Source organism: Empedobacter sp. UBA2044 (genome assembly GCF_002333005.1).
GTDB lineage: Bacteria > Bacteroidota > Bacteroidia > Flavobacteriales > Weeksellaceae > Empedobacter > Empedobacter falsenii_B.
Window position 1 is genome coordinate 48,900 of record NZ_DDBA01000034.1, and the last position, 19,424, is coordinate 68,323.

Consider the following 19,424-nt stretch of genomic DNA (forward strand, 5'->3'; position numbering starts at 1 on the left):
ATTTTAATAATTCGTATCCCCTCCTTCAAGACTAACTGTATTTGATTCTTTTACAGTTTTTTTAAGAACATTTTTATCATCATTGTTATTCTTCGGTTGATTTATTTCTTTTTCAATGATTTGTGTAGGTGATCTATCTACAGCATTAATTTGTGGTTGGTTTTCTTCAATCTTTTGATTTTCAGTAGTTTTTCGGTTGGTGTTACGCAATTTATCCAACAAACGTTTTGCTTGCTTAGCTTCTTCAGTTCCGTCATAAGCGGTAACTACAATTTCTAAAGCTTGCTCAAAATCGCTATCTTTTCCAGTTTGTTTGATTGCATAAGCATTTAATAAAGCAAATTTAGCAACGATAATTTCTGTCGGAAATTTCACAATTGCTTCTTGTACTTTTTTCTTTACGTCATCATATTTTTTATCTTGATACAATGCATAAGCAACTTTATAGGCTTCTAAAGCTTCTTTTGTTTCAGCTGTAATGTATTCAACTTCTGGATTAAGAATATAACCTGCATAAATTGTATTTGGATATTTTGTTAAAATGATATTCTTGTATTCATCTTCTAATTTTTGATCACGATTTTTATAAATACGATACAATTGATAAGTTGCTTTTAATAACACATCATCAGATTTTGGAGGAGAAGCAACCAACGCTTTCAACTCTTTTCCAGCTAACTCAGCGTTATTGAAAATATCAAAATATCCAGTCCCTAAAGACAATTGCGTTGTATCTCTTACAACTTTCAACTCGTTCAGAGCTTTTTGAGAAGTCGGAATTTGATCTAAATAATAATCAAGTTCAAAACGTCTTGGATCACCAGCAGCAATTTGCCCTGTCAATTCATTCTGTTTGTCCTCAATTACAGTACTTATCGCATTCGAATTTCTCCAATTATCTTTCAACGAAATTCCTCCCCAAATACGTTGGAATTCTTGCTGTCCAGTCGATTTTAAATTTTGATTATAGAAATAGAATTTTCCTTTATCAGCATTATTGAAACTCGTCGTAAAACTTGCTGTTTTATTCTCTAACTGAAAAGTTTCCATTTCTTTTTGCTCTTCTATAGCTTGCTTTTCTTCTTTTTTCTTTAATTTTTCAATATAATCTGTGAAGAATTTTGATTGATCTTCTTTTGGAAGTGCAGCAAGTTTTAGAATTGAATCATTTTTCTGAACTAAATAATGTTTTTCCATCAATTTTTTCAAAACATCATTTCGTTTCTGAATACGCGTTTGATCTTCTGGCAAATTATAACTTGTTTGTGCCGAATCATAATAAGCCGATGCGTAAACATAATCGTTTTGCTTGAACTTTATATCACCATAATTTTCGAAAGCGCGCCCACGAATATAAGGATCAGACATTGGTTCCTTCAAACTCAATTTTGCATATTCTACAGCATCATCCATTTTGTCAGCTCGAAAAGCCATTTCAGAAATTCCGTAATATAACTCGTTTTTCTTCGATGCATAAATTCCTTTATTCGAGATGTCCAACAAGTTTTGCTTGTAATTTCCGTAATTATTAATTTTTGGATCAAAATTAGCTGCAATCGCCAACTGCGATTTGATTTCCATATCAAATCCAGGCTTCATTTTATAAACTTGCGTGAAAGCTTCACCAGCTTCTTGTTGTTTTCCTAATTTAGAAAAAACTTGTCCTAACGTATAAAATATTCGAACTCGTTCATCTTTATTTGTAGAAAAATATTCGGCTTTTTGCAATGGATCAAGTGCTTCTTCGTACTTTTTTTGATCAATTAAAAATTGAGCATAGGTACGCGCAATCATTGTTTTTAATTCTTTACTTTTATACGGATCGTTTTCGTAAAGTTTTTGTAAAGTTTCGATTCCATCAAAGTAATTTCCACCTTTTATTTCGGCAACAGTTTTGTAAACATGCGCTTCTTGCGCGTATTTAGAATCTTTGAAATTTTTGACAACATAGTTTAAAGCATCAAGCGCTTCAAAGTATTTTTTTTGATAAAATAATGATTTTCCAATCAATAAATAAGCGCGACCCATCAAAGGATTATTTTCTTTTCCTTTAATTAAAATCGAATGTTTTTCGATTGCTTTCGAAGCTTTTGCCTCTACAGCAGCAAATCCAACAGGTTTTTCTACTTTATCTTGATTATTTCGATTTCCACTTCCAATACCAAAATTGGGCGTATTAAATTCACCTAAATTAGCAGAGTCCGAAACAGAAAAATATTCTATTCCAACAGGTAAAATCTTCGAGTAATTTTCTACATAATTTGTTTGTAGTTCTGTGTTCTTTTTTTCTAACTCATCCTCAGCATTGAATACTCCATTAAACCACGATGTCATCTTGTGATATTGTCGGTTTTTGAAACTATTTTTTTGCGTAGAACAGCCGATTAAAAAACTTGCGGCGAAGATACTCAGTACAATCTTTTTCATGATAGCGAATAAAAACAAATCTACAATAAAACGTTCGATTAGAAAAAATCTTGTATCCTTCGAAAAAATAAGATAATTTTATGTGGAATAGAAATAATAGAGAAGCGACTTTTTACGGGATGATTATAAAATGATAGCTAACGTTTTAGCTTTAATGTAATTAGTGATTTGACTAAGAAAAATCATTGCAATTGTTGTTAAATTATTTAGAATATTCGTTTAAATTCGACCAATAATAATGTTTTAAAGGAACAGCATGAAAGCTTTTTTAGCGAAAATTTTTGCAAAATACATTGTCAACAAAGAACAAAAGTGGATAAATAATCCGCTAGAAACACAAGACAAAATTCTAAATGAATTGATTATTGCTGCAAAAAATACAAAGTTTGGAGTTGATCATCATTTTGAATCAATCAAAAATTATGAAGATTTCAAATCGCAAATTCCAATCAATGATTATGAAGGTTTGAAACATTATTTTGATGAAGTAATTGAAGGGAAACCTGATATTCTGTGGCCTGGAAAACCTCTTTATTTAGCTAAAACTTCAGGAACTACTTCTGGAGCCAAATATATTCCGCTTACAAAAGAATCTGTTCCATCTCATATAAATTCTGCTCGAAATGCTTTATTGTTTTATATTAATGAAACAAAGAATTCTAATTTTGTTGACGGAAAAATGATTTTCTTACAAGGAAGTCCAATTCTTGAAGAGAAAAATGGATTGAAAGTAGGTCGACTTTCTGGAATTAGCGCACATTTTGTTCCAAATTATTTGCAAAAAAATCGTTTACCATCTTATGAAACAAATGTGATTGAAGATTGGGAAACAAAAGTAGATAGGGTAGTGGATGAAACGGTGAAAGCTGATATGACGCTGATTTCTGGGATTCCGCCTTGGTTGATTATGTATTTTGAACGATTGATTAAAGTTTCTGAAAAAGAAAACGTTCAGTCGATTTTTAAGAATTTACAACTAATGGTAACAGGAGGTGTAAATTATGAACCTTATCGCGATAAAGTGAATCAACTAATTGGTCGAAAAATAGATTGTATTCAGACATATCCAGCTTCAGAAGGGTTTATTGCGTATCAAGATTCTCAAAAAAATGATGATTTATTACTTTTATTGAATAATGGAATTTTTTATGAATTTGTTCCAGTTGAAGAGTTTTTTGATGAAAATCCAACCCGAATTTCATTGAAAGATGTTGAAGTAGGAAAAGATTATGTTCTAATTCTCAATACAAACGCAGGTTTGTGGGGATATAATATTGGTGACACAGTTCGTTTTACTTCGATAAAACCTTATAGAATTGTTGTTTCTGGTCGAATTAAACATTATACATCTGCTTTTGGTGAGCATGTAATTGGTCACGAAGTGGAACAGGCGTTGCAAAAAACTTTAGAAAAATATCCAGCGAGTGTAAATGAGTTTACAGTTGCGCCTCAAGTTAATCCAGCAGAAGGTTTGCCATATCACGAATGGTTAATAGAATTTGATCAAAAACCACAAGATATAACTATTTTTAATCAAGAATTAGATACACAAATGCGTCGCCAAAATACGTATTACGATGATTTGATTACGGGAAATATCTTGCGTCCGCTTGTCGTTTCTGAAGTTAAAACAGAAGGTTTTCAGCATTATATGAAATCGATAGGGAAATTAGGTGGACAAAATAAAGTTCCTCGTTTGTCTAATAATCGCGAAATTGCAGATGAATTTTACAGTCTAAACTTAATTACTACAAATTGAACACACACACAACAATAGATAAAATGATTTACAAAACGGTAAAAAGTTCATTGGTAACTTTTTCGCAATTAATGCTTCCGTCACATTCCAATTTTAGTGGAAAAATACACGGTGGATTCATTCTTTCTCTACTCGATCAAATTGCATTCGCATGTGCTTCCAAATATTCTGGAAAATACTGTGTTACGGCGTCTGTGGATAGAGTAGATTTCTTAACGCCAGTAGAAGTAGGAGAATTATTAACGCTAAAAGCATCGGTAAACTATGTCGGAAGAACGTCAATCGTCGTAGGAATTCGAGTAGAAAGTCAAAATATCCAAACAAGTGAAATTAAACATTGTAATTCGTCTTATTTTACGATGATATGCAAAGAAGAAAATGGTGAAAAAGCAGAAGCTCCAAAATTAATTTTGAAGAATCTGAACGAAGTTCGACGCTTTTATAAAGCTTTGCATCGAATTGAAGAACATACAAAAGCAAAAGAACAAATAAAAGATCCGATTGATTATAAATCGCAAGATTTAATTGATCATTTATTGGACAATCATTTCGTGAAAATAGAACTAGATTAAAGTTTTTACATCATTAATAAATAACTCAATTCTGAAAATGAATTGAGTTATTTTGTTTATAGGGTTTTGATAAATAGTTTATATTTTATCTCCTAATTGTTATGCTCCAAAAAATTGATTATTGAATTTGAGTGGCATTACTAAATTGCAAATTATTTAATTTTAAGAAAATTAGGCATTGTATTTGTTTTATCGATTCTTAATATCAAAACCAAACTTTTTATTTAATTCATTATTATGAAAACTCTCTTCAAATTTTTATTACTATTCATTGCAAGTACAACTATTTCATTTGCTCAATCTTCTGGTTTAAATAGTCAATTAATACAAACAAATTTTACTGAAAATAGCTCTAAATCTTCAAATCCTATTAGTTTTGCTGTAGCAGGAAGTGTATTTGTTTTAGCTTTTTGTGCTTTTCGTTTCAGAAAAAAAATTGTCTAAAACGAAACAAATCATTTTTTCGAAATCAGAAAAACGATTTAATTTCTAAATTTGTAAAATGAAATATTTATTCATTTTACTTGTATTGTTAGTGCTGTTTGTTATTTACAAAAAATTAAAAACAGTTCCAATTGAAAAACCACTTCCGAAAGAAGAAGAACCAAAAATATCGTTTTTAAAAATTGAAAAAAATGATGATTTGATTGATGATTCTAATCAACAAATTTCAGAATTTCAAGTAAAAATAGATTCGGTAACAAAGAAAAAAAATACATTAGAATTCTTAATTTCTATTCAAAATAATACCGAAAAAACAGTTCGTATAAATATCGTTGAAGCTGATTTTTATTCAAATTTTTCTCAAAAAAAAATCAAAGCTGATGTTACATTTTATGGAGAATTGGCAATGGGGACAAATGATATTTTATTGAAAAATACCATTTTACCTGATTCTCACGTTATCCGAAATATTTATTTTTTCGAAACAGATTTAATTCATTTTAATCAAAACGATTATCTGGAAATTGATATAGAAATTAATGGAGAACATCATCAGTTCAAAAACTATTTTCATCAAACAACTTTCGAATCGATTAAATACATTCAGTAATCTGATTTTTTGATTTGAATTGTAAGGCTTAATTTTGCATTTCAGAATTTAGAGATATGAAACATATACAATTGATGCTTGGAAGCTTGATGCTTTTTGGATTAACAGCTTGTCAAACACCAAAAATAGTTACTGAACAACAACCAGTTCAGCAAAAAAGTTTACAAGTTGATGGTAAAATTTATGCTGCATTTTTTCAACAACGTGCTGCTGAATATCAAGCCTTAAGCCAGCAAGCTTATAATGTTGCTAAAATGAGATTGGATGAAGCAATTGCGACAAAAGGCGCAAAACCTTTAGCGATTGTAACGGATATTGACGAAACTTTTTTGGATAATTCGTACTATGCAGTAGAAATGGCGCGTCAAGGAAAAACGTGGTCGCAAGAAACTTGGGCAAATTGGACGTCGAAAGGAATTGCAACTCCTTTGGCTGGTTCTCAAGAGTTTTTTCAGTATGCAGCGAGTAAAGGTGTTCAGATTTTTTACGTTACAAATCGATACGAAGTAGAGCGTCCTGGAACTTTGGCAAATTTAGAAAAATACAATTATCCAATTCAAAGTGCTCAGAATTTGATTTTGAGAAGTAAAGAAAGTAGCAAAGAAGCACGTCGTCAAAATATTTCGAAAGATTATGACATTGTTTTATTGTTAGGAGATAGTTTAACAGATTTTTCTTCTTTATTTGATAATCATAAATCTGAAAAAGAAAGAGCGGCAGCTGTAGAAACTTTAAAATCTGAATTTGGAAAACGATTTATTGTATTGCCGAATGTTGGATATGGAGATTGGGAATCTGCAATATTTGATTACAAATATGACTTGACGCAAGAGCAAAGAGATTCGATTATATACGAAGCTGCGAGAGAAACTCCTGTGAAATAAAGAATAAATACACAATGAAAACTGTCTTAATCGGACAGTTTTTTTTTGATTTATAAAAAAGTGAGAAATTAAATTTTAAATACATTTAACATGTTTTTGTTAAAAATAATCTATTAATTATTATTTGATCTGTAAAAAAATAATATTTATTTATTGAATATATAGTTTTTTTCTTTGTGCTGTATAATATTTAAGCATTCACCTATTTGTAAATTAAACTATAAATAACCTATATTTATAAGCTGGTTGTTTAGGCAATCATCAACCAATATTTAAAAAAAAATTATATCAAAACACATGAGTCAATCACAAAAAACTAATTGGGGTCAATTTATCCCACTGGTTACAGTATTCTTCTTTTGGGGATTCGTAGCGGCAAGTAATGAAATTTTAATTCCAGTTTTTAAAAAATCATTTGATTTATCCCAAGCCGAAAGTCAATTAGTCGCAGTAGCTTATTATATCGCTTATACGGTTGGAGCTTTAATTTATATGGGCGTTTCATTATTAGCTAAACAAGATTTAATCAATAAATTTGGGTATAAGAATTCATTATCTTTTGGACTTCTTTTATCAGCTATTGGAACGCTTTTTTTTATTCCAGCAGCCAATACAGGATCATTTCCTTTAATGTTAACAGGTTTGTTTACTGTAGGTCTAGGTTTTTCGTTGCAACAAACTGTTGCTAATCCGCTTGCAATTGCTTTAGGAGATGCAAGTACTGGATCTCAACGTTTAACATTAGCTGGAGGTATTAATAACTTAGGAACTACAATTGGACCTTTAATTGTTGCTTATGCAATTTTTGGTGCAGGAGGAGAAGGAGAAACAACTTTGAGTATAGAAGCAGTTAAAATTCCATATTTGTGTTTGGGTGTTGCTTTTTTAGCTGTTGCTATTTTCTTGAAATTTTCGTCTTTACCAAATCATCCAGAACAAGAAGAGGATAGTGCGATTGCAACTTCAAAAAATGATAAATCATCAGCCTTAAAATATCCTCAATTATTATTAGGAATGCTTGCGATCTTCTTATATGTAGGTGTAGAAGTTTCTACTGTAAGTAATTTACCAGCATATATGCACAATGAATTAGGGTTCGATATACAAGGAGTAACACCATATGTTTCGTTATATTGGGCAAGTATGATGATTGGTCGTTGGGGTGGTGCAGCAGAAGCATTTGGTTTAGATAAGACAAAAACATTGGCTCTTAAATTTATAGCACCTTATTTAGCTTTTGGGATTTTCTTATTAGTTAATTACATTGCAGGGCATGATTTGAAACCATTTTATCTATATAGTGTAATTATTTTAATAATGATTTTAGCTTCTTTATGGACAAATGGAAACCCTGCTAAAATGTTATTAACTTTCTCAATTATTGGAATTGTAGCATTATTAATCGGAATGAATACAACTGGTTTAGTCTCTATTTATTCTATTACAAGTGTTGGTTTGTTCTGTAGTACATTATGGCCTTGTATTTTTGCATTAGCAATTAATGGTTTAGGAAAAAACACTTCGCAAGGAAGTAACTTCTTAATTATGATGATTATGGGAGGAGGATTAGTAAGTATATTCCAAGGGTATATTGCAGATTTATCAACTGTTCATTCTAGTTATATTGTTTGTATTTTATGTTTTGTGTATCTTGTATTTTATGCAATTGCAACGCCTAAAATTCTTAAAAAACAAGGAATAAATCTTGGTGAAGTTAAATCTGAAGGAGGACATTAGGAAGATTTAATATTTAGTAATTTAATAAAAGGCTGTTTTATAATTTATTATAAAACAGCCTTTTCAGTTATTGAATTAATATAATAGGTGAAGGGACAAGAGAAACAACAAATTACAACATTTTGACAAGGTTCTAGAAAATATTCTAATTAGAATAATTCAAATACCACTACCCAGACAGCATCGCTATAAATCTATTTACTGGTCTAGGGATTAGTGCTAATGGAGAAAATTATATTACTGCTCAAAAAATAAATTAGTGAGTTAATAAAAAACTCAACCATTTGGTTGAGTTTTTTATTTCTTACGATATGCCAATATTTTATCAATACGATTACCGTCTTTGTCTACAATTTCTAGTGTCAAATCTTCTACTTCTACCTTATCACCAACATTTGGAATGGTTTCGTATTTATCTAAGAAAATTCCAGCAACGGTAACATATCTATTTTCGATGTCTTCGTCGATATCAATCTCAAAAAACTTCTCGAATTCATAGATCGAAAATTGCCCATCGATCAACCATGTACCATCTTCACGTTCTACGATTTCGTAATCTTCGTCTTGGTTCTCTGGTGTATCACCAACCAATTCGTCCAAAATATCGTTTATTGTTACAATTCCAGCCGTCGTACCATATTCGTCTAAAATAATGGCAAAATGTGCTTGTGAATTCTGTAACATTTCCAACAAAGGATAACTAAACGAATTTTCATTGACAAAAATAGGTTTGTGTATAAATTTTTTCAGGCTAAAATCTTCCTTACTTACACCAAACATATCTTTTAGTTTCAAGATACCAACGATTTCGTCCAGATTATTGTTCTTCGTAACAGGGTAGGCTGAATATTTATTTTTCTTAACTTTTGCACGTGCTTTCTCATAATCATCCGAAATATCTAATGAAGCAATTTCCGAACGATGCGTTGCTAACGTGTTCACACGACGATCTCCAAGCTCGAAAACACGTTCTAAGATTTCGTGTTCTTTTTCCTGAATTTCACCACCTTCTGTACTTTCTTTGATGATATTTTTAATTTCTTCTTCCGAAACAACTTCGCTGCTATCGTCTTTAATACCAAACAATTTTAAGAAAAAATTATTGGTAACTGTTAACAACCAAACGAATGGAGAAGTGATGATAGATAACCATTTCATCGGTTTCGAAACAATAGTAGAAACCATTTCAGGAAATTTCATTCCCAAACGTTTTGGTAATAATTCGCCAAATACAATCGAAAAATAAGTGATGATTACTACCATAATAATTGGAGAAAGTGTTTTGGCGTAAGGTGCAATGAAAGAAATAGATGTTAAAAATTCTGTTAAATTTGCAGTTAGTTTATCACCCGAGAAAACCCCTAATAAGATACCAATAAGGGTAATTCCGATTTGTACGGTTGATAAAAATTTGTTCGGATTCTCAGCAAGTTCTAAAGCCGTTTTAGCACCAGAACTTCCTTTCTTCATTTGATTTTCTAATTTGAATTTTCTTGACGAAACAAGTGCCATTTCTGACATGGAAAAAATTCCGTTCAATAAAATCAATACGATTATTATAACAATCTCCACTTTTATTCTTTAATTTTGATAAAAATAAACCAAAATCTAATACTTACCATAATGTCTCAATTTAATATTATGAAATTTTCTTATTTAATTTTACTTGCTTTTATGCTAAATGCTGGTTGTGCTTTCGGTAACAGCGATCAAACTCCAGAAGAAACAGATACTATTTTACCTACTTTTACAACGGCTGAATTGATTGGTAAAGGCAACCCTACGATGGTTGGAAATGGGTATAAATTGTTGCCAGAAGTTGCAAAACAATTTGAATTAATGAAAGCTGATGCACAAAAAGCAGGTTTTAAAATACAAGTGATTTCGAGCTATAGAAATTATACGTATCAAAACGGAATTTGGGAGCGCAAGTATAAAGCAAATCAAGCGAAGAAAATTGCAGCGAAAGAAAACATCGAAAAGATTATTGAATATTCTACCATTCCAGGAACTTCTCGTCACCATTGGGGAACTGATTTGGATATTATAGACGGAACGCGCGGAATACCAGCAGATCCGTTGAATGAGAAACATTTTAACGAAGGAGGATCAATGCATAAATTTAAACTTTGGTTAGATGAAAATGCATCTAAATATGGTTTTTATTTGGTGTACACGGATAATTCAGCGAGAAAAGGATTCAAATATGAACCGTGGCATTTTACGTATAAAGCGATTTCTGAACCGATGTTACAAGCTTATAAAAAGCTTGATATTAAAAAGGTTTTACAAGAAAATAAATTGTTAGGAAGCGAAAATTTTACAGATGATTTTATCGAAAAATATCGAAAAGAAAATATTTTGGATATAAATCCTGTTATTAAATAGTTAAAGCTCCTTTTTGGAGCTTTTTTTGTGGTATCTTTAAATAAAATTTAAGAGATTATACTTTCTGATGAGATTAACATTTTTCATATCGTTATTTTTGAGCATGAGTTTACTAACTTTTGCCAAACAATCGATTGTGAAAGATTTGGATGGCGATGGAAAGTTTGACAAGGTTTCAATTAATTTTGAAACGAATAAAATAGAGTTTTTACTTTCTGATACTGAATATAAAAAGCAGAGTAGTTTAGCTTTTAATGAATTGGATCGTAATACGAAGATTGAGGAAACAAAGAAAGGTTTCAAGATTATCAATAAAATAGGAGATGTTTTGTTTACATCTTATTTTCGATACAATCGTCAGACAAAAAAGATTGAATTATCTGCCATAAAACGTTCAATAGTTTCGGATGATTATTCGAAAGAAAATGGCGAATCAACTTTTATTACAGCTACAAAAGAGTTTATTGCGAAATGGAATAGTTTGGATAAATCATCAAATAAAGTGATTGCTTTACCAACGCTAAAAACTAAAATTGATTTGGATGTTATTTCTTTGAATGATTTTAATGATGCATTTCTGAATAAATTTAATCAACAAAGTTTGACTTTTTATAAAGCTGAAATCTCCAAGCAAAAATAATTATTGCTCCAAATCTATTGTTCTGAATGTTAGATTAATTCGTGGCGAATTTACTTTTTTAGTAGGAGGTAAGCGATGCAGCCAATAATCTTGTGTTTCATTTTTCATAACTAATAAACTACCACTTGCAAGATTTAAAGCAATTACTTCTTTAGTTTCTTTATGTTTAAAACCAAATTTACGTTCAGCGCCGAAACTTAGCGAGGCAATTGCGCCATGACGTTTCAATTGTTTTTCACCATCACTATGCCAAGCCATCCCTTCGGAACCATCGTGATATAAATTTACCAAACAAGAATTATAAGTTTCGCCAGTTTTTTCCTCAGCTAATTTTTTTAATTCAAGTAAAGTATCAGTCCAAGGCAAAGCTGTTTTCATGATTTTGGAATAGGTATAAGCAAATGGAAAATCTCCATACCAAGCAATTTTTCGTTTAGTTTCTATCAATTTTCCAAATATTATTGCTTGATCGTTTTTCCATTCAATTTCATTTAATAATATAGAATAATAATGATGCGCTTTTTCATCGGTCATAATTTGTCCAAAATAATTTACAGTTCCATCTTTTGGAAGTAGATTTTGTTGTCCGTCAAATAAATCGTTAAAAAGATCCATTTATAGTTTTATATGATCAAAAATAAGGAATTTAGATTTAATTCAGTTAATGTAATGTGCAGATAAATAAAGTTTTACTAACGTTTGTTATTTAAAATTTAATATTGAATAAGTCAAAAAAAAATTGGATTATATAATTTTTTATTTATTTTTATTTAACCAAAATTTAACACAATATGAATAAATTGATTTTTAAGAACACAATTAAGTTCTTCCTTGTAAGTAGTATTTTACTTCTTGTTTCTGTCTTTTTAAAAATGTTAAATGTAGATCATGCGGATTTTATCTTGAACATCAGTTTCTCGGTTACAATTATTTCGCTTATCGCTGTAATGATGAGTTATAAGACTATAAGGGGGAAAAACAATTTTTCTATGGATTAATTTTTACGTATTAATTTAATTAATAATTTTGGTTGTTTATTTGTGAAAAGATAAACAACCAACTATTGTTATTTTAATAAACTGCCTCAGCGATTCTTTTTGTATTTATAGAATTACTCATTGTATAAAAATGTAATCCAGGAACACCAAAATCGATCAACTCTTTACATTGTTGAATACACCATTCAATTCCGATTTCCTTGATTCGTTCCTTATCTTTCGACTTCAAAACTTCCATTGCCAAAGCTTCTGGTAAGTCCAAATAGAAATTTTGTGGAATCGACGTTAGTTGATTGAAAGTTGTCAAAGGTTTTATACCCGGAATAATCGGAATATTAATATCCATTTCGCGACATTTTTTAACGAAATCAAAATATTTCTGATTATCAAAAAACATTTGCGTCACGATATAATCAGCTCCCAATTCCACTTTCTTTTTCAAATAATACAAATCCATTGCAAGATTTGGTGATTCGAAATGCTTCTCAGGATAACCCGCTACACCAATACAAAAATCCATTGCATGCGATTCTTGTAGTTCGTCGTCTAGATAATTTCCTGTATTCAAAGCAGTAATTTGCTCAATCAATTCCGAAGCATTTGCATGTCCACCAACTTCAGGAACAAAAGATTTTTCCGATTTTATAGGATCTCCACGTAAAACCAAAAGATTGTCAATTCCCAAGAAATTCAAATCGATTAACGCATCTTCTGTATCTTCTTTTGTAAATCCACCACAAATCAAATGCGGAATTGCGTCTATCTTATAATGATTCTGTATTGCAGCACAAATTGCAACTGTACCAGGACGTTTTCGTACCTGATAACGTTTCAATAACCCATTTTCTTTCTGTTTGTAAATATACTCTTGACGATGATAAGTTACATCGATAAAAGCTGGATTTAACTCAACTAACGGGTCTAAAGTTTTGAACGTCGCATTGACATCTTGTCCTTTCAAAGGCGGTAAAATCTCTACAGAAAATAATGGTTTTCCGTTTGCGCGTTCTATATGTTCGGTAACTTTCATTCTTTATTTTATCGTTTAGCGAAGTTCGAATCTCGAATTTCGATTATATATTTTCTTTTATATGGGCGTTTCCTTCGGGCGGGCTTTTCGTTACAATCTTTTTTGTTAATTTCGACTTCGTCCAATCAACAAAAAAGGATTTTCACTACAATCCCTAACGCATTTTTTTATTTTGTTCTACGTTCGTTGTCATTCCGAGCTTGTCGAGGAATCTGAGATTCTTTATTTCGAAATGCTCATTTTGAATGATAAATTTTATTTTTACTTAACGCTTTTACGCCAAATTAGGACTCAACCAACGTTCAGCTTTATCAAGTTCTATATTTTTACGTTTCGCAAAATCTTCAACCTGATCCAATTTTATTTTACCAACTCCGAAATATTTTGCTTCTGGATTTCCAAAATAATAACCCGAAACAGATGAAACTGGATACATCGCCAACGAACTTGTTAACTCAATCCCTGCATTTTTCTCTACATCCAAAATTTTGAAAATTGTTTCTTTTTCTAAATGGTCAGGACATGCAGGATAACCAGGAGCAGGGCGAATTCCTTTATATTTTTCTGAAATTAATTCGTCATTTGATAAAGTTTCATCTTTCGCATAACCCCAAACTTCTGTACGAACATATTTGTGCAAATATTCTGCATAAGCTTCAGCTAGACGATCGGCAATTGCTTTCACCATAATCGAATTGTAATCATCTAAATTTGTTTCGTAAGCATTAGCAACTTCTTCAATTTCATGACCAGCTGTGACAGCAAATGCACCGATATAATCTTGAATTGCTGAATCTTTCGGCGCAATAAAATCAGCAATCGAAATATTTGGTTGTTTTTTCGATTTTTTCGCTTGTTGACGAAGTGTATAAAACTCCTCTATTTTATTATTATTTTCATCAAACAATTCAATCGTATCATCGTTTACTGTATTCGCTTTAAAAAGTCCAAAAACAGCTTTCGGTTTAGCTAAATTTTCAGCTTCAATTTTATTTAACATTGACAAAGCATCTACATATAATTCTTTGGCATTTGTTCCGACAATTTCATCATCTAAAATCGCAGGAAATTTACCATGTAAATCCCATGTTTTGAAAAATGGCGTCCAATCGATAAAATCTCTTAATTCAGAAACTGTTGTTTGATGTGTAAAAACACCTAATTTATTTGGTTTAAAAGGTTTATTTTCTTCAAAATCAACTTTTAGTTTATTTTTTCGAGCATCTTCAATCGATAAGTATTCCTTTGATACAGCACGATTTAAGAAACCTTCTCTAATTTTTATGTAATCAGTAGTAGTTTCTGTTAGCAATTCCTCCTGTTGATTTCCAATCAATTTTTGACAAATCGTAACCGAACGAGAAGCATCTAAAACATGAATTGCTTTGTCATATTCTGGTGCAATTTTTACAGCTGTATGTGCCTTAGAAGTTGTTGCGCCACCAATCATCAGTGGAATATCAAGATTAAGACGTTTCATTTCTCTGGCAACATGCACCATTTCATCTAAGGATGGAGTAATCAATCCAGAAAGACCAATCACATCGACATTATTTTTTTGCGCTTCGTCTAAAATTGTTTCAGAAGAAACCATTACGCCTAAATCGATAATCTCGAAACCATTACAGCTTAAAACGACTGAAACAATATTTTTTCCGATATCGTGAACATCACCTTTTACAGTTGCCATTAAGATTTTAGAAGGCTCTTTGTCTGTTTTATTTCTAAGTTTTTCTTCCTCTAAAAATGGCGTTAAATAAGCAACAGATTTTTTCATTACGCGAGCCGATTTAACTACTTGAGGCAAGAACATTTTTCCGCTTCCGAAAAGATCTCCAACAACGTTCATTCCGTCCATCAAAGGACCTTCAATAACACGTAATGGCGAACCAATTTTTTTCAAAGCTTCTGCAGTATCTTCGTCAATAAATTCTGTAATTCCTTTTACTAAAGAAATTTCAATACGCTTTTCTAAAGGTAATTCGCGCCAAGCATCATCTTTCTTTTTCTCTTTTGTAACACCTTTTAGATGTTCGGCAAAATCAATCAAACGCTCTGTTGCATCGTCACGTCGATCCAATAAAACATCTTCAACGTGTTCTAATAAATCTTTTGGAATATCATCGTAAATCTCAATCATTTCTGGATTGACGATTCCCATGTCCATTCCGTGTTTAATGGCGTGATATAAAAACGCCGTGTGCATCGCTTCACGAACCGCATTGTTTCCACGGAAGGAAAATGAAACATTCGAAACTCCACCCGAAACTAACGCATGCGGAAGATTTTCTTTGATCCATTTTGTTGCATCAAAAAAATCGATGGCATTACGGCGATGTTCTTCCATTCCTGTTGCAACTGGGAAAATATTCACATCAAAAATGATATCTCTTGGATTGAAATTTACTTGATTTACCAAAATATCATACGAACGTTTTACGATTTCGATTCGACGTTCATAATTATCCGCTTGACCTTTCTCATCAAACGCCATAACCACTGTTGCAGCACCGTAACGTTTAATTTTCTTCGCATGTTCGATAAATAATTCTTCTCCCTCTTTTAAAGAAATTGAGTTGACAATCGCTTTACCTTGAACATTTTTTAGACCAGCTTCAATAATTTCCCATTTCGAAGAATCAATCATAATTGGAACTTTCGAAATATCAGGTTCAGAAGCAATCAAACGCAAATATTTTACCATAGAAGCTACACCATCAAGCATACCTTCATCCATATTGATATCGATAATTTGCGCGCCACCATCCACTTGGTCACGTGCAACCTGAAGTGCTTCTTCAAATTTTTCTTCTTTGATTAATCGCAAGAATTTTTTAGAACCAGTTACATTTGTACGTTCGCCAACGTTTACAAAGTTTGAATTTTCTCGTACAATTAAAGGTTCTAATCCAGAAAGTTGAATTTTTACGCCTGACATTGTTCACTAATTTTTCGAGGTTCGTATTCTTTTGCTAAATCTGCCATCAATTTGATATGATCTGGTGTAGTTCCACAACATCCACCCAAAATATTAACCAATTTTTTATCTAAGAAAGGTTTGATAAAATCTCGCATCATTTCAGGAGTTTCATCGTATCCACCGAAAGCGTTTGGTAAACCAGCATTTGGGTATGCGCTGACATAAAATGGTGCTTTTTCGGCTAATACTTCTAAATATGGAATCAAATCTGTTGCACCTAAAGCACAATTTAACCCAACTGAAATTAAATCAATATGTTCTAATGAAATCAAGAAAGCTTCTGTTGTTTGTCCAGAAAGTGTACGTCCAGATTTATCTGTTATTGTACCAGAAGCCATTAGAGGAACGTTGATTCCTGTTTTTTCTATCGCATCTTGAATTCCATAAAATGCTGCTTTTGCATTTAAAGTATCAAAAATAGTTTCGACAAGTAAAATATCTGCACCAGCTTCTAACATTGTTTTTGCTTGACGATAATATACATTTGCCAATAAATCAAAATCCACATCGCGATAACTAGGGTCATTTACTTGTGGCGAAATAGAGGCTGTCTTGTTGGTTGGACCTAAAGATCCAACTACAAAACGAGGTTTATCTGGGGTAGAAAACTCTTCACAAGCTTCTTTTGCTAAGCGAACGGCTTCGTAATTTAATTCATCAACCAAATCAACCATATCATAATCAACCATAGAAATAATATTGGCATTGAACGTATTTGTTTCGATTAAATCTGCACCAGCAGCCAAATATTCTCGGTGAATATCTTTTATGATTTGAGGTTGGGTTAAAACCAATAAATCGTTATTTCCTTTTAAAGAAGTATGAAAATCCTTGAATCGTTCTCCACGATAATCTTCTTCTTGTAAATTGTGCTTTTGGATCATCGTTCCCATTGCACCATCTAAAATAACAATACGCTCTTTTAGTATATCGTCTAATTTCATTCTAAATATTTTAAAAGCCTTATGGGAAGAAGTGTGAGGTAAGTCCTTATCTTTCTCTATTTGAGTAGGATTTAGCACCCAACTATACTTTGGGTTGCTAAGATTTCAACGGGCCTATTCCCTCCATCTTTCTTTATAAAGCTATGTGCAAAATTATTTAAAGTATTGAGAATAAAAAAATCAAGATTGAAAAAAACGAGTTCGAAACTTGGTTCATAGAAATAATTTTTGTTTGAAATAGTTCAAAATCTCTAATAGGTCATTTTTGAAATTTATTTTAGAAAATATTTCTTTAAAATTACTATTTTAAAGAAATAATATTTTAATTAGTTATTGAAAATTGTAGTTTTTAGAATATTTTTAATAAAAATAGGGTTTTATTAAAAATTATTAAGATTTGTTTTTTCTTTTAATTGTATTTTTTAGAAAATTATTTTTGTCTATAAATATTTATAGAATAAAATTCATTATTTGTGTATTTTTATCTATAATTACGGAAAATATTAAATTAAAGAAATGAAATTAATTTGGATATATAGAATTCTTTCGCCTAAATTTGTCCTCAGAAATAGTTCATTAAAATTTACATTTTATCAAGAAAAGTGGAGGGAAATGGCCCAAAGAAACTTTAGCAACCTGATTAATGAATCAAGGTGCTAAATCCATCCTTATAGGAAAGATGAATAAAAACTACTGTAAACCAATCTTCAATAATATTCTTTATTCAAAATGGTTCAATTGTTTTTATGCGATTGAACCATTTTTTTTCTTCACTTTTCTTTGGTAAATAATTAAAAACAAAACAAATAAATGAAAAAAATAAATATCGGATTGTTCGGATTTGGAGTTGTAGGAGAAGGAATTTACAAGGTATTGGAAGAAAAACCACAATTGAATGCTGCAATTAAAAAAATTGTAATTAAAGATAATTCTAAATCTAGAAATGCTCCGTCTGAATTATTTTCGACTAATGCGGATGATATTTTAAATGACGATGAAATAAATGTTGTTGTTGAGTTAATTTCGGATGCTGATGCGGCACATGATATCATTATAAAAGCGTTCAATAAAGGTAAACATGTGGTAAGTGCAAATAAAAAATTGATTGCAGATCATCACAAAGAATTATTGGATTTGCAAGCACAAAACAATGTTTCTTTTCTTTATGAAGCCTCTGTTTGCGGGTCAGTTCCGATTATTAGAAATCTAGAAGAATATTTTGATAACGATTTATTGAATTATGTATCTGGAATTGTAAATGGGACAACAAATTACATTTTGACGAAAATGGCGAATGAAAATGAGTCGTATCAAGATGCCTTAAAAGCAGCGCAAGAAAGTGGTTTTGCAGAAGCTGATCCAACGGCTGATGTAGAAGGTTTTGATGCGTCGAGTAAATTAGCAATTATTACGTTGCATGCTTTCGGTAAAAAGATTGATGTTGATCAAGTTATTCGAAAAGGAATTACTTCATTGAAAGTTGAAGATTTTAAATACGCAAAAGAAAAAAATTATACAATAAAGTTGATTGCTAATTCTAAAATTAATCATCAAACGGGTGAAATTACATCAACAGTTTTGCCAACTTTTGTTGAATTAAATAAAACAATTGCGCTTGTGAATAACGAATATAATGGAGTTTTGATTGGAAGTTCGCTTTCAGATGAGCAATTTTTATATGGAAAAGGAGCAGGGCGTTTCCCAACTTCTTCGGCTGTTTTGAGTGATATTTCTGCGTTGAAATATGATTATCAATATTCGATTCGAAAATATGAAAACAAAGAAGAAGGAGTTTTTAATCAAACAGGAAAGAAGCGAATTTATATCGGTTTTGAGAATCAAGCAGATGATGTTTCAAATATTTTTGATGAAATAGAAGAACGTTATCAGAGTAAAAATTACAATCATATTGTTGGTGTGATTGATATAGAAAAGCTCAAACAAAAAGAGACTATTGAAAATCCAAAACTTTCGATAATTGCGTTTGAGTAAATTTTTGTGATTAAAAAGC

The 19,424-nt window shown here is 31.1% G+C and carries 15 protein-coding genes and 2 riboswitches; of the genes, 9 read left to right on the forward strand and 6 right to left on the reverse strand.

Features of this window, described 5'->3' with window-relative positions; translation table 11 throughout:
• Positions 1-3: 3 nt before the first annotated feature.
• Positions 4-2,427, reverse strand: coding sequence for a type IX secretion system periplasmic lipoprotein PorW/SprE (porW, locus tag B4E59_RS05875; RefSeq protein WP_524535942.1), 2,424 nt, complete (start codon positions 2,425-2,427; stop codon positions 4-6).
• 256 nt (positions 2,428-2,683) lie between these two features.
• Here porW and B4E59_RS05880 point away from each other — a divergent pair, with 256 nt between their 5' ends.
• The 6 genes from B4E59_RS05880 (at position 2,684) to B4E59_RS05905 (ending at position 8,433) form a co-directional block, all read left to right on the forward strand.
• Complete coding sequence (locus B4E59_RS05880; RefSeq protein ID WP_125350326.1) at positions 2,684-4,186, forward strand: GH3 family acyl-acid amido synthetase; 1,503 nt, start codon at positions 2,684-2,686, stop codon at positions 4,184-4,186.
• On the forward strand, positions 4,183-4,758 hold the full coding sequence (locus B4E59_RS05885; RefSeq protein ID WP_376741545.1) for an acyl-CoA thioesterase: 576 nt from the start codon (positions 4,183-4,185) through the stop codon (positions 4,756-4,758). The genes B4E59_RS05880 and B4E59_RS05885 overlap by 4 nt, the downstream gene beginning before the upstream one ends.
• 237 nt (positions 4,759-4,995) lie before the next feature.
• A complete protein-coding gene (locus tag B4E59_RS05890; RefSeq protein ID WP_125350324.1) occupies positions 4,996-5,202 on the forward strand; it encodes a hypothetical protein in 207 nt (68 codons plus the stop codon).
• Positions 5,203-5,260: 58 nt separating this feature from the next.
• The gene (locus tag B4E59_RS05895) at positions 5,261-5,812 is read left to right on the forward strand and encodes a hypothetical protein (protein ID WP_219035068.1); all 552 of its coding nucleotides are present in this window, start codon (positions 5,261-5,263) and stop codon (positions 5,810-5,812) included.
• A gap of 56 nt (positions 5,813-5,868) precedes the next feature.
• Positions 5,869-6,696 carry a 5'-nucleotidase, lipoprotein e(P4) family gene (locus B4E59_RS05900; protein WP_125350322.1) on the forward strand — a complete coding sequence of 276 codons (828 nt, stop codon included), beginning with the start codon at positions 5,869-5,871 and terminating at the stop codon, positions 6,694-6,696.
• Between the two features lie 297 nt (positions 6,697-6,993).
• Positions 6,994-8,433, forward strand: coding sequence for an MFS transporter (locus tag B4E59_RS05905; protein ID WP_125350321.1), 1,440 nt, complete (start codon positions 6,994-6,996; stop codon positions 8,431-8,433).
• 297 nt (positions 8,434-8,730) lie between these two features.
• Here B4E59_RS05905 and B4E59_RS05910 read toward each other — a convergent pair whose 3' ends face one another.
• Positions 8,731-10,005, reverse strand: coding sequence for a hemolysin family protein (locus B4E59_RS05910; RefSeq protein WP_125350320.1), 1,275 nt, complete (start codon positions 10,003-10,005; stop codon positions 8,731-8,733).
• Between the two features lie 69 nt (positions 10,006-10,074).
• Between B4E59_RS05910 and B4E59_RS05915 the strand changes: the two genes are divergently transcribed.
• Together B4E59_RS05915 and B4E59_RS05920 are read left to right on the forward strand one after the other, a co-directional pair.
• The gene (locus B4E59_RS05915) at positions 10,075-10,821 is read left to right on the forward strand and encodes a M15 family metallopeptidase (protein WP_280037621.1); all 747 of its coding nucleotides are present in this window, start codon (positions 10,075-10,077) and stop codon (positions 10,819-10,821) included.
• Positions 10,822-10,924: 103 nt separating this feature from the next.
• Positions 10,925-11,461, forward strand: a complete 537-nt coding sequence (locus tag B4E59_RS05920; RefSeq protein WP_219035070.1) for a hypothetical protein — start codon at positions 10,925-10,927, stop codon at positions 11,459-11,461.
• Here the strand turns inward: B4E59_RS05920 and B4E59_RS05925 are convergent, their stop codons facing one another.
• The 4 genes from B4E59_RS05925 to B4E59_RS05940 form a co-directional block, all read right to left on the reverse strand.
• The gene (locus tag B4E59_RS05925) at positions 11,462-12,076 is read right to left on the reverse strand and encodes an alpha-ketoglutarate-dependent dioxygenase AlkB family protein (protein ID WP_219035071.1); all 615 of its coding nucleotides are present in this window, start codon (positions 12,074-12,076) and stop codon (positions 11,462-11,464) included. It abuts the gene before it with no gap.
• Positions 12,077-12,532: 456 nt separating this feature from the next.
• The gene (metF, locus tag B4E59_RS05930; RefSeq protein WP_125350316.1) at positions 12,533-13,489 is read right to left on the reverse strand and encodes a methylenetetrahydrofolate reductase [NAD(P)H]; all 957 of its coding nucleotides are present in this window, start codon (positions 13,487-13,489) and stop codon (positions 12,533-12,535) included.
• A 274-nt stretch (positions 13,490-13,763) separates the two neighbouring features.
• Complete coding sequence (gene metH / locus B4E59_RS05935) at positions 13,764-16,427, reverse strand: methionine synthase (protein ID WP_286496172.1); 2,664 nt, start codon at positions 16,425-16,427, stop codon at positions 13,764-13,766.
• Entirely contained in the window at positions 16,415-17,413 is a 999-nt protein-coding gene (locus B4E59_RS05940; RefSeq protein WP_219035074.1) for a homocysteine S-methyltransferase family protein, read from the reverse strand. The genes metH and B4E59_RS05940 overlap by 13 nt, the downstream gene beginning before the upstream one ends.
• A 43-nt stretch (positions 17,414-17,456) precedes the next feature.
• A riboswitch (SAM riboswitch) is annotated at positions 17,457-17,555 on the reverse strand.
• 445 nt (positions 17,556-18,000) lie between these two features.
• Positions 18,001-18,099: riboswitch (SAM riboswitch) on the forward strand.
• Between the two features lie 124 nt (positions 18,100-18,223).
• On the opposite strand from B4E59_RS05940, the gene B4E59_RS05945 reads away from it, so the two are divergent.
• Complete coding sequence (locus tag B4E59_RS05945) at positions 18,224-19,405, forward strand: homoserine dehydrogenase (protein WP_221856801.1); 1,182 nt, start codon at positions 18,224-18,226, stop codon at positions 19,403-19,405.
• Positions 19,406-19,424 lie beyond the last annotated feature (19 nt).